General features: G+C 65.0%; 8 protein-coding genes and 1 pseudogene. 8 read left to right on the plus strand and 1 reads right to left on the minus strand.

What is annotated here, in order from left to right; translation table 11 throughout:
* From AC27IO_RS14180 to AC27IO_RS14215, 8 genes and pseudogenes are all read left to right on the plus strand, one after another.
* On the plus strand, window positions 1–1,169 hold a 1,169-nt coding region (locus AC27IO_RS14180; protein WP_498739288.1), incomplete at its 5' end, for an acyltransferase family protein.
* 100 nt (window positions 1,170–1,269) lie between these two features.
* Window positions 1,270–2,382: pseudogene (locus AC27IO_RS14185) on the plus strand (acyl-CoA dehydrogenase family protein); the annotation flags it as partial.
* 444 nt (window positions 2,383–2,826) lie between these two features.
* Entirely contained in the window at window positions 2,827–4,302 is a 1,476-nt protein-coding gene (locus AC27IO_RS14190; protein WP_498739289.1) for a hypothetical protein, read from the plus strand.
* Window positions 4,303–4,652: 350 nt separating this feature from the next.
* A complete protein-coding gene (locus AC27IO_RS14195; protein WP_498739291.1) occupies window positions 4,653–6,107 on the plus strand; it encodes a hypothetical protein in 1,455 nt (484 codons plus the stop codon).
* A 135-nt stretch (window positions 6,108–6,242) separates the two neighbouring features.
* Window positions 6,243–7,937 carry a hypothetical protein gene (locus tag AC27IO_RS14200; RefSeq protein WP_498739293.1) on the plus strand — a complete coding sequence of 565 codons (1,695 nt, stop codon included), beginning with the start codon at window positions 6,243–6,245 and terminating at the stop codon, window positions 7,935–7,937.
* 16 nt (window positions 7,938–7,953) lie between these two features.
* Window positions 7,954–8,586 (plus strand): hypothetical protein, encoded by a 633-nt coding sequence (locus tag AC27IO_RS14205; RefSeq protein WP_498739295.1) that lies wholly within the window; start codon window positions 7,954–7,956, stop codon window positions 8,584–8,586.
* Between the two features lie 237 nt (window positions 8,587–8,823).
* Entirely contained in the window at window positions 8,824–10,248 is a 1,425-nt protein-coding gene (locus AC27IO_RS14210; protein ID WP_498739297.1) for a hypothetical protein, read from the plus strand.
* A 613-nt stretch (window positions 10,249–10,861) separates the two neighbouring features.
* A complete protein-coding gene (locus tag AC27IO_RS14215) occupies window positions 10,862–12,052 on the plus strand; it encodes a hypothetical protein (RefSeq protein WP_498739299.1) in 1,191 nt (396 codons plus the stop codon).
* A 51-nt stretch (window positions 12,053–12,103) separates the two neighbouring features.
* On the opposite strand, the gene pepE is transcribed toward AC27IO_RS14215, so the two are convergent.
* Window positions 12,104–12,591, minus strand: a 488-nt coding sequence (gene pepE / locus AC27IO_RS14220) for a dipeptidase PepE (RefSeq protein WP_498739301.1), incomplete at its 5' end; no start/stop codon positions are given.

Here is a 12,591-nt window from a genome sequence, read left to right on the forward strand (position 1 = left end):
CCGCCGGGCCGCGCACTGGTGAGCGCCGCAGCGCTGGACGCCCGCGCGGGGCGGCGGTGATCGCGCCGACCGCGCATGGCGCGAACCACTTCAACCTGCTGCGCCTGGCGGCGGCGATCGCCGTGCTGCTGTCCCATGGCGAATTCCTCTACCGCTTGAGCATGCCCGTGCCCTTCTCCGGACACAGCCTCGGCTCGCTGGCGGTGTACTGCTTTTTCTTCATCAGCGGTTACCTCGTGTGCCAGAGCTGGGAGCGCGAGCCGGACATCGGCGTGTTCTGGGCTAAGCGCGTGGCGCGCATCTTTCCCGGGCTGGTGGTGGCGACCGCGTTCTCGGTGTTCGTGCTGGGCTGGGCCATGACGCAGCTGCCGACGGCGCAGTACTGGTCCGATGCCCGCACGTGGATCCATTTCCTCAACAACGCCGTGGGGCTGGCCGTCATGCAGGTGCTTCCAGGTGTGTTTGAGAACAACCCTTTCGCCCGGTCGGTGAACGGCTCGCTATGGACGATCCGCTACGAGCTGTTGATGTACCTGCTGCTGTCGATGGCGGGCGTGGCGGGATGGACGCGGCGGCGCTGGGTGTATCCCGTGGCTGCGCTGCTCATGGCGGTGTCCTGGCAGTGGGCGCGGGTGGCCGGCTGGGATGCCTGGGTCGATGCCGGGCCGCGGTGGCTCACGGCGCTCTTCCACCTGTTCCACTGGGCGGAGGTGTCCGGGTTCGGCGTGGCGTTCCTGCTCGGCTGCACCTTCGCGGCCTACCGCGTGCGCAGCGGCCCGTGGCTGCTGGTGGTGGCCGTGCTGGGCGGCGCCTTGGCGTGGTTCACGCCGCAGGTGTGGAGCGTGCAGATCGGCGTGTGGGCCCTGGTGGCGGCCGGCGTCTTCTGGGTCGCGCACGTGGGCGGTGGCCGCTCGGGCGGCTGGCTGCGCGAGGACCTGTCCTATGGCGTCTACATCTACGCCTTTCCGATCCAGCAGGCCGTGACGGAAATCAGCCTCAGGCGCGGCTGGAGCCTGGCGGTGTGCATCGCGGTGTCGCTCGCGCTGACGCTGGCCATGGCGGCGTTCTCGTGGTTCTGCATCGAAAAGCCCGGAGTGCGCTATGGGCGGCGCGTGGTGGAGCATTGGTCGCGCCGCCGCGGCCTGCGCATGCACGGCACGCCGGTGTAGCCGGCGCTGGCCGGCACCGCGAGGCGGACGCGCCGGGTTCGGCAAACGAATTTTCAAGGCCCCTTCAGAGCCATTTCTTTCGACGACGGAGACAAAAAGCATGCTGTTGAACCAAGACCAGGAAATGATCCGCGACGCGGTGCGCGACTTCGCCCAGCGCGAGCTTTGGCCGCACGCGGCCCGCTGGGACCGCGAGCACCACTTTCCCCGCGAGGCCCACCAGGGCCTGGCCGCACTGGGCGCCTACGGCATCTGCGTGCCTGAAGAGGACGGCGGCGCGGGGCTCGACTACCTGACGCTGGCCCTGGTGCTGGAGGAGATCGCGGCTGGCGACGGTGGCACCAGCACGGCCATCAGCGTGACCAACTGCCCGGTGAACGCCATCCTCATGCGCTACGGCAACGCCGCGCAGAAGAAGGCCTGGCTCGCGCCGCTGGCGCAGGGCCGGATGCTGGGCGCGTTCTGCCTGACCGAGCCGCACGTGGGCTCGGACGCATCGGCCCTGCGCACGACGGCGGTGAAGGACGGCGACGGCTACGTGATCAACGGCGTCAAGCAGTTCATCACCAGCGGCAAGAACGGCCACGTGGCCATCGTCATCGCGGTCACCGACAAGGGCGCGGGCAAGAAGGGCATGAGCGCCTTCCTGGTGCCCACCGACTCGCAGGGCTACACCGTCGCGCGGCTGGAGGACAAGCTTGGCCAGCACAGCAGCGACACGGCACAGATCCAGTTCGACCAATGCCGCGTGCCGGCCGAGAACCTGATCGGTGCGGAGGGCGAGGGCTACAAGATCGCGCTCGGCGCGCTGGAGGGTGGGCGCATCGGCATCGCCGCGCAGAGCGTGGGCATGGCACGCAGCGCGTTCGAGGCCGCGCTGGCGTATTCGAAGGAGCGCGAGAGCTTCGGCACGCCCATCTTCAACCACCAGGCGGTGGGATTTCGGCTGGCCGACTGCGCCACGCAGATCGAGGCGGCGCGCCAGCTCATCTGGCACGCGGCGGCGCTGCGCGATGCCGGCCGGCCGTGCTTGAAAGAGGCCGCCATGGCCAAGCTCTTCGCCAGCGAGATTGCCGAGCGCGTGTGCAGCGCGGCGATCCAGACGCTGGGCGGCTACGGCGTGGTGAACGACTTTCCCGTGGAACGCATCTACCGCGATGTGCGCGTGTGCCAGATCTACGAAGGCACGAGCGACGTGCAGAAGATCATCATCAGCGCGCGCTGGCCTGAGTTTGATGGCGCGGTGGTGGTGCGGGTGCGGACATCCTCGCATGGGCTGACCGCGCCGTCAGGCGCGGCGGGGGATGGGTTTCCGGCGCTGTGAGGGGCGAGTGGTCCGGGCGTGCTATTCCTTCAAAGTCTAGAAGGACGGCCTGCATTTTTCGCTGGTTTGCCCAGTGCTTCGCCATGATGGGTTGGCGCGCGCGCAGATATCGGATGCTCTGAGATGCCGGCAGGTCTTGGCGGCAGAAAGAGAGCCATGTTGCCGGAGAACTCATTTCGGATAGATCGAAACCCCGGCCTGGGATCGCAGCGCATGCACACCGACGTGGAGCCATCCCGGTCGGCATCGCCCTCTCCGTCAGTGCTGGATGCACCAGCCGGACTGCGCAGCGCTGCCAGGCGCCCACCGGGCGCCCAAGAGCATGGCTCTCCCGTGCGCAGCCCGTTGCCACAGTCGCTGTTAGGCAAGGCGCAGGCAAGCACCAAGGCGTCTGCCGCAGCATCGGCGTTGCCTCTGCCTGCGGTGGTACGCCATACGGCCTTCGTTCCGCCACACGCCGGCGTCCGTGGCGAGTCTGATCCCCTGCAGCGCGCTGCAGGCACCCAGCGATCCGCGCGTGTGCCCCGAACGACACTGGGGCAATTGCTGGCTCAGGAGCGCCGGGAGGAGGCCGAGCAGGCGCGATTGGCACTGTTCAATGCCGGTGGCGCACTGAAGCGGTTGAAGGACCGCGCGGCCAGGATGCATCCGTCCACGATGGACCAGCGATGGCACGCCATCTTGAATGGAAAGCCCAAACCCATGGAGGGGAAACGCAAAGAGGCGTTCGAGGATCTGATTTGGGCGGACGTCGTGGCGCTTGGCGAGGCTGGCAATATCGAAAACTCACGCGCGATCGACGAGATGATCAACGCGTTGAAAAATGGCACCGCAGGCCCTTCCATCCTGGAGCAAGACCGGCAGATGCTGTTGGAAGTGCTTGAAGGATGGGCCGTCAACTGCCGATACGATGAGCTGAACCTGAAAATCACTCCCTATACGCGGCTGACCTTTACCGACGACCAGGTTCTTGAAAAACCCGAGAAGCTGGGATCGGGAAAGTTCAACACGGTGTTTTCGGTCAAGCTGACGGGCCCGGATGGCGTTCCGATCGACGCCATTTTCAAGCCGCTCCGCACGGAGGAGCGTGGATGGGTGGCCATGGAAACCGGTATTCCGCCTGACGATCCACAGATCGCAATGCGCAACGTGGCCACGGTTGCCTATGTGAGAAAGCTCGGCATGCGCGTGGTGGCCGATACCCGCGTCGCGTTGATCGATACCGGACAAGGCCGTCAACGGGGTATGGTGATGGAGCGGGCCCGCGGCAAGTCGGCCGCCGACACTGATCCAAAACTTTTCAGGCAAGCGAACGTATGCGCGGAAGTGACCAAGCTGCAGTTGCTGGATCACCTCACGGGGCAAGGCGATCGCCATGCCGGCAACTATTTCATCAACATCGAACCGGACGGTCGTGCCAAGGTGACGGGGATCGATAACGATCAATGCTTCGGACACAAAATGACGGACCCGGCCGGAATCGAAAGAATCCGGAATGATCCCTCGCGTAAAGGGTTCCGCGGGACGGGGCTGCCTCCGGTGGTGGATACCGAAATGGAGCGATCGATTGGCGCGCTCACTGAAACCGACATCCGTTCGATGCTGGGAGACAAGTTGAGTGAGGCCGAGATCGACGCGGCGGTCCAGCGGCACGAAGGCGTCAAGCAGCATATTGCGCAACTGCGTTCCACCAACCGCGTGATCGATCCGGCCGAGTGGGGCGATGCGAGCGTGCAGCAACTCCTGAACAGCCAAAACAGCTACGTGGGGCGCGAGCGTGACCATGCGCTGTTGATCACCACCTGGTGAGGCATTGATCGCCAACGCATGGCCATCGAATTGCGAGTGGCTCATTGCCAATCGCTCTTCGTTTTTTCGCCTTTCGGCCGCGGGCTTCGCAGCAGTGTGCAGGCCCGTGTTGTTGTTCGGCATAGTCGCTCGGGCCGAACCATTCTGGCGGCAGAAAGAAAGCCATGTTGTCGAATATCGCTTCCCGGCTTGCCCGAGGCCTTATACACAATAAGCCCCGCACCTCCGCCGATGTACCGAAGCCTCCTGAGACGCCTTCGCCCCTCGCTTCGGAAAGTCCTGCGGGACTCCGGCATGCGCCCAAACGGCCCCAAGGATCGTTGGAGCAACTCTCACCCCTTCGCAGCCCGTTGCCCGCCCTGAACAGGCAGCCCAGCATTCGACTGCAAAGTGAGATTCAAGAGTTGTCTTCTGGCGCCAATCCATCGCAAGGGCCGGATGCGGCTCCGCCATCGCAGAAGGTTGGCCGTCCGAGACTGGGCGAACTTTTGAAGCAGGAGCTTCGGCAGGAAAAAATTGATCAAGCCGAAAAGGCCGAGCAAGACCGTCAGCAACGGCGTGCCGCACTGGAGCAACTGGTGCATTCGGCGCTGCCCGACGGGGGGCAGGCCATGAAACGGCTCAAGGAGCGCACAGTCAGAAAGCACCCGAAGACGGCGGCCCAGATATGGCATTCGATCCAGACCGGAATGCCCAAAACCATGAAGGACCAGCGCAGGTCGGCTTTCGAAACGTTGGTGCGCGCTGATCTGCGGGCGCTGGCATCCACTGGCCAGATTGCACCCAGGGCTGCGGTCGACCAATTGACCGAGGCGCTCGGCGAAGGCATCTTCGGCCAAGGCATCCTCAAAAGGGATCGAGCGCTTTTGCTGGAAATATTGGGTGACCTGTCCTTGGAAGGTCTCTACCGGCGGTGGAATCTGGCAATGACAGACGACACCAAGCCTGCCTTTACCGACGCAGACCTTCTGCAAGTGCCTAAACCGTTCGGCGCTGGAGAATTCACCCACGTCTATGAAGTCAAGCTCAAGGAAACCGACGGCGCGGTGCTGAATGCCCTCTTCAAGCCGATTCCGAGGGAGGATTGGTCTTATGCCGGTTGGGCGACCGGCATTCCGAGATATGACCCGCAGACCGTGATGCGCAATCTCGCCACCGTCGATTACGCCAGGAAGCTCGGGTTTCATGTGATTCCGGATACCCGCGTGGCACTGATCGACGTCGATAAAAAACCGTTTGATCCCTCCGTGGGCCTGCTCATGGAGCTGGCCCCGGGCGAACCGGCCGAGCGCACGCCTGCGAGCGTTTTGGCCCGGGCAGATGTTCGCGCGGAAGTGACCAAGCTCCAGCTGCTCGACCACCTGACGGGGGAGGGGGACCGCCATGGTTTCAATTACTTCATCCATATCGACGCGGACGATCGGCCCACGGTCATGGGCATCGACAACGACCAGTGCTTTGGCGAGAAGTTGACCGATCCCGCCGGTGCCCGGTACGCCGATGACTCGCAGCACAGGTTCTTGCAGGGAGTCGGGCTGCCTCCCGTGGTGGATACCGACATGGAGCGCGCTATTGAGGCGATGACGGAGGACGACATCCATTCCATGCTCGGCAACAAATTGAACACCGCGGAAATTGCCGCCGCGCTTCAGCGGTACCGAGGCTTGAAAGCGCACATCGTTCAGTTGCGGGCGCAGAACTGGGTCATCGATCCGAAAGATTGGGAGACGCCGCAGGTCCAGGCGCTCATGACTCCGCAGAACAGCTACCTGGCACGCGATCTTCAACGAGTGGCAGGCGTTTGAGCCACGGGGCTCTGCGGCGGAAGGTCATGACATTTCGCGTGCCGACCTCCCGCTTCGCTGCAGCGAGTTCGTCCGGGGCCCTTGGCCGGCACACTCATTTGCACCGTTCCCTTTGACGGCAGAGAGAGAGTCGTTTTGCTGGATCACCTGTTTCGGACCGCTCGCAGTTCCGTGCCCAATGCGCCGCGCGTCGAGTCTGGCGGCGTGCCTTCCGCGCGTACGCCGCATACTCCGGTGGCGCTGAAGGGGCCTGAAGGTCTCATGGGCGCGCCAAAGCGATTGCACGGCGCTGGTGAGCAGTCTTCCCCCGTGCGCAGTCCGTTGCCACCGTCCGCACTGAACCGCCAACCGGTCATCGGCCGCTCGCAGACAGAGATCCAGCCCCATGTCTCCGACGGCCATACCTCGCCGACGCACGAGACCTCGCCTTCTCAGCCGGTACGACGCCAGACGCTGCGCCAACTGCTGGACGAGGCCCTGCGAGAAGAAAAAGCCGAGAAGGCGGAGCAGGCCCGGCAAGCCAAACAGGCCCGCCGTGCTGCGCTGGCGCAATGGGTGCACTCGGCATTGCCGGATGGCGGTCAGACCATGAAACGATTGAAGGCGCGCGCGGCCAGAGAGCACCCGGCCACTTTGGCCGACAGGTTGCTTCTGATCCGCCATGGAACCCCCAGGCCGATGGAAGGCCCCCGGAAAACGGCGTTCGAGGCGCTGGTGCGTGACGACCTGTGGGCCATGGCCATGGCTGGTGGGGTCGATCCTTTGGTGGCGGTCGACAAGATGGCCGAGGCTTTAGATGAGGGGATACTCGGCCAAGGTATTTTGAAGAGCGATCTTGAATTGCTGACGCAAGTGCTGGACGACTTGGCCATCGACCGTTTGTACACGCGGCTGAACCTGAAAATGACGGACGACACCATGCCCGCGTTCACCAACGCGCAGGTGCTGGAGGCGCCTGTGGAGCTGGGGGAGGGGCGAATCAGCAAGGTTTACGCAGTCAAGCTTGAGGACACCGATGGCTCTGAACTGGATGCCGTTTTCAAGCCGCTGAACTCCGAGGTGCCCGACGTGGAGGAGTGGAGTGCGGCTGCCAGACTGGCGGGCATATCGAGAGAAGATCCGCAGACGGCGATGCGCAACCTCGCAACCGTCGCCTACGCGAAGATGATCGGTTTTCACGTGGTCACCGACACGCGCGTGGCGTTGATCGACATCGGAGATGACCCGTTCAACCCTGCCTTGGGGCTGATCATGGAACGCGCCCGTGGTGAATCGGCTGAAGAGGTCGATGCGGAAGTGTTCAAGGAGGGCTCCGTGTGCGCGGAAGTGACGAAGCTCCAGTTGCTTGACCATCTGACCGGGGAGGCGGATCGCTACGACAAAAACTATTTTGTCGAGCTCGGCTCCGATGGCCGGGCCAAGGTCATGGGCATCGATAACGACACCAGCTTCGGCGCAGCACTGACTGATCCAGCCGGCGCCAAAGCGCCGCGGACCGACCCGAAAGGCGTCGCGATCGATCCGTCGCGCCTGGGGCTCCGCGGCACGGCGCTCCCCCCTGTGGTGGACACGGACATGGAAAGCGCAGTCCTTGCACTCACGGAGGAAGGCATTGTTTCGATCCTGGAAGACAAGCTGAACGATGCCGAGGTCGATGCCGCCATCCAGCGGTACCGAGGCGTCAGGCAGCACATGGTCGAATTGCGCGAGGCGGGGCGCGTCATCGCGCCGCACGAATGGGGCCGATCCGACATCCAGGAACTCTTCACCCCGGAAAACAGCTACCTGGGCCGCGATCGCGAACTTGCCTGGGTTGCCAGCCAACCATAGACATTGAACGACCCACATGAACCTCTCTGCCAACGAAACTGAACGCGATACCGGCGCGCCCTCAGCCCTGACCCTCTTTGCTGATGAAGGACTGCCGTTTCCTCCCGTACCGGCAGCGCTGGCGAGCGCATTGCAGGTCCAGGGGCGGGCATGGTTCGCCACACGTCCCGTGGCCTCGTCCCCTTACGATTTCCATCACTTCCTGGATGAAGTCGAAACGCAACCCGATGTGGCGGACTACGCCGTGGTGGGTTTCGACGGCCATGGCACCAACAGCTGGGCGGTGCATTTCTACCTGGTCGGCCAGGGGTTGGCGCTTTTCATCAAGCTTCCCTGGGGTGGGGCCTACCTGGAGCCCGAGCCCGCCCGCGCGCACATCACTGAAATGTTCGACTGGGCCGCTGCCTTGCTGTCGCACCTGCAACGTGCCGAATCGGCCGGCAAGATACCGCCGGGCATGCGGCTGCACGTGGCGGCGAGCCGTTTTGATCACGCGGGTTGGCGCTGGGTGGCCGCAGGGCAGAACGCGGCCGAGACGCCGTGGAACCCGGCCGGCGGCATGAGAGCGGCCGTGCTTCAGGAGCTTGAGGCGGTGATCGCTGGCCGGGCATTGGCGGGTGGGTCGAATCCGCAGGGGCCGATGACTTAGTCGCTGGGCGCCGCCTTCCTTCGGCTGCCGGGCTGCCGTTTCGCCACAGGCTGGATCGCGAGTGCCGTTGGCCGACACACTGCCCGGTGCCGTGCGTTTTGAACGGCGGAGGGAGTTGCCTTGCCAGACAGTCCGTTTCGGGTCACCCGGAGCCAAAACCCCGGCCCGTCGCGCATCGAGCCCGGCACCTTGCCAGCCAGGCCGGTTGCCTCTTCGTCCCGCGCACTGGAGGGGCCCTTGGGACCGGGCCTGGCACCTCGGCGGCATCAGGCCGCGGCAGGGCCGCTTTCGCCTGTGCGCAATTCGGCACCCCGCCCACTGACGGGCCCTTCGCCAGCAAGCACCAGACGATCGCCACCCGGCCTGCACACGCCAGACAGAGCCGGCCGGATGCGGTTGCTCGAATCGGCCCTGCCAAGCGGTGGTGGAACCCTGAAGCTTTTGAAGGAACGCGCGGCCAGGCAGCACCCGGCCACGCTGGCCGAGCGATTGAATGCACAACTCAAAGGCGCACCCGAAGCCTTGGATGTGCACAGCGATGCGGCATTCGCTGCATTGGTGCGCGCGGACGTGATGGCGATTGCCAAGGCCGGCGCGATGGAGCCCTCGTTGGCCGCCGACGCGCTGGGCGCCGCCATAGAGGAGGGCATGCTGGGCCAAGGCATCCTGCCTACGGACCGGCAGGCGCTGCTGGCCGCGCTGGACCAGTTGTCCATCCACCGCCTCTACCAAAAAATCAACCTGAAGGTCACGCCCGAGACGTCGCCCGCCTTCACCAACGTCCAGGTCCTGGAACCACCCAGGGCTTTCAGATCAGGGAGCTTTCACACCGTGTTCGGGGTCCGTCTCGCGAAGCTGGACGGCTCGGTGTTCGATGGCATCTTCAAGCCCCTCAAGGCCACGGAGAAGAACAATCCGACGACCGCAGGCACCGGCATTCCAGAGAGCGATCCGCAGACCGCGATGCGCAACATCGCGACGCTTGCCTATGCCAGAAAACTCGGTATGGACGTGATCGTGGACACGCAAGTGGCGTTGATCGACACCCGGCAAGCCCCTTCGGTTTCCAACCTCCAGTTGGGGTTGGTCATGGAGCGTGCCCCCGGCAAGCCAGCCTTGTACACCGACGTGCAGACGCTGGACCGCGCGGACGTGTGTGCGGAGGTGACCAAGCTCCAACTGCTCGACCACCTCACGGGGCAAACCGACCGCTACCATGAAAACTATTTCATCGATATCGGGCCGGACGGGCGGGTCAAGGTCACAGGGATCGACAACGACCAGTGCTTTGGCCAAAAGCTCACCGATCCCGCTGATATCCGGCCCGGGGCGGATGGCACCGCCCAAGCCCGGTTCCGGGGTGTGGGGCTGCCTCCAATCGTGGATACCGACATGGAGCGTTCGATCCAGGCGCTCACGGAGGGCGATATCCGTTCGATGCTCGAAGACAAGTTGAACGAGGCTGAAATCAGCGCGGCGATACAGCGCCACCAGGGCGTCAAGGCGCACATTGCCCAGCTGCGCGAGATCGGCCGGGTGATCGACCCTGGACATTGGGGAGAGCCCGGCGTGAAGGAACTGCTGACCGAGCACAACAGCTACATCGGGCGCGAGCGCCAGTGGGTGCCGTTCTATGCCGCGGGCCTGCAAAGCAGCTGGTGAGAGGTGTCGTGCAGGACGTGGGCTGGCGCCGGCGTAGTGGCCCGCTTCGCCCCCTGTGCCGGGGCTTCGCAACCCGGCGGCCTTCAGCGCGGGCTCACCCGCACACTTCCGGGTGCCATCCTGTGATTTGGGGTGGCAGAGAGAGTCGCCTTGCCAGAAAGCCCGTTCCGTATCACCCGGGGTTCCAGCCCCGGCGCGCCGCGCGTCGACCTCGACGCCGTGCCCTCCACGCCCGCTTCGCCTTCCCGCGGTGCGCTGCAGGGACCTGCTGGATTGGTGAGCAGCGCGCCCACGCGGCCCTCGGGGCTGGCCGGGCAACTTTCGCCCTTGCGCAGTGCGTTGCCCAAGGCCCCGGCTGAAAAACCGCCCGCAGCCGCTGACCCGGCCGGTGCGGCATCGCCTTCCGTGTCGCCTTCCCTGACGCCTTTTGTCACGGCGCCGTCCTCGCCCGCCATCCATTCGAGGCATTCCAGCAGCGAGATCCAGCCAGAGCCAGCCACCCGCCCCGTGCCCCGTTCCACATTGGGTGCGCTGTTCGAGCAGGCGCGGCAGCAAGAAAAAAACCGAACGCAACCAGCTTTTGCATTTGGCCTTGTCCCATGGCGGCCGGGCGATGAAGCGGCTGAAGGAACGAGCGGGCCGAGAAACCCCCGTCACGATGGCCGACAAATGGCGCGCGCGCCTGAATGGGCCACCAAAGCCCATGGAGGGCCGGCGCAGAGAGGCGTTCGTGGCGCGGGTGCGTGCCGATGCGATGGCGGTGGCCAAAGCCGGTCAGCTCGATGCCCGCGTTGCGGTGGACAGGATCCGCATGGCGGTCGAGGATGGCACCTTGGGCCAGAACGTCTTGAAGGAAGACCGTGAATTGCTGCTGGAGGTCCTGGGCCAGCTGGCAGACCCGGCCGATCATCTCTACCGGCAGCTGAACCTGAAGATCACGCCCGACACTCGGTTGGCCTACACGGACGCGCAGGTGCTGGAAAAGCCCAAGCACCTCACGTCGGGCAGCTTCGCTTCCGTCTTCGCGCTCAAGGTCCAGAACACCGATGGCGTTGCGCAAGACAGTGTGTTCAAGCCGCTGAAGGCAACGGAAAAAGGCTGGGTGGGCAGTGCTTCCGGCATTCCCATGGACGATCCGCAAGTGGCCATCCGCAACATCGCGACCCTGTCCTGCGCGAAGAAGCTCGGCCTTGATGTGATCGCGGACACCCGGTTGGCACTGATCGACACCGGACGGGGCCCGTTGGACCCCGATCTCGGCCTACTCATGGAGCGCGCACCCGGCAAGCAGGCGAGCAACGCCGATGCCGACTGGTTCAAAAATCCGGCGGTCTTCGCGGAGGTCACCAAGCTGCAGTTGCTGGACCACCTGACGGGCCAGGTCGATCGCCATGACAACAACTACTTCATCGACGTCGGACCGAACGGTGATGTCAAGGTCACGGGCATCGACAACGATCAGTGCTTCGGCAAGGACCTGCGCAGGCCATCCGATATCCGGCCGCGCAGTGGCCTGCCGTTCTTTGGAACGGCGCTGCCCCCCGTGATCGATACCACGATGGCGGCCATGATCGATGATCTGGTGGACGATGAACTGTACGCGATGCTGGACAACCAACTGAGCGACGACGAGGTCGAAGCCACAGTCTCTCGCCTGCAGGGCCTCAGGCTTCACGTCGATCAGCTGAGAGGTCTGGGCCTGGTCATCGAGCCCGGCCAATGGGCTGATCCGGCGATACAGGCGCGCTTCACTGCGCAAAACAGCTACATCGGCCGCGAGCGCACCACGCACCAGGTCTTCTAGCCCTCCACTTGGCGCACCGGTTTGGCGCCCGGCGCAAACGCCGCCGCTGGTTCAGAGGTCGGCCGGCAACGGTCCCGCATTCAGCAGCCGGGGCGTGGCCGCGCCATGGAACAGCCGGGCGGGCACGTCGCCCACCAGGGTGCGCGCATCGCCCCGCACCCGCACGCCCGTGCCTTCGGGCAGGCCCAGCACCGGGGTGCCGGGGTTGAGCGCGCAGAACTCCTGCAGGCGCTCCTGCCGCGTCTCGCCGCGGTGGCCGGGCGGGTGGGCCTCGGTGTAGTGCGCGTTGATCTGCCACGGCACCAGGCCCATCGCCTCCAGCCCGCCGGGATCGGTGATGGGCATGTCGTTGGTGGTGCGGATGGTGGGGCAGGCGATGTTGGAGCCCGCGCTCCACCCCAGGTACGACGCATCGCCGGCGCGCACCCGGGCGGCGATCGCGGGCAGCAGGCCCTGGCGGCGCAGGTGGCCCAGCAACGCGAAGGTGTTGCCTCCGCCCACCACGATGCGCCGCGCGCCCTGCACGGCGGCCAGCGGAT

It is taken from the genome of Acidovorax sp. KNOB132 (assembly GCF_057541515.1).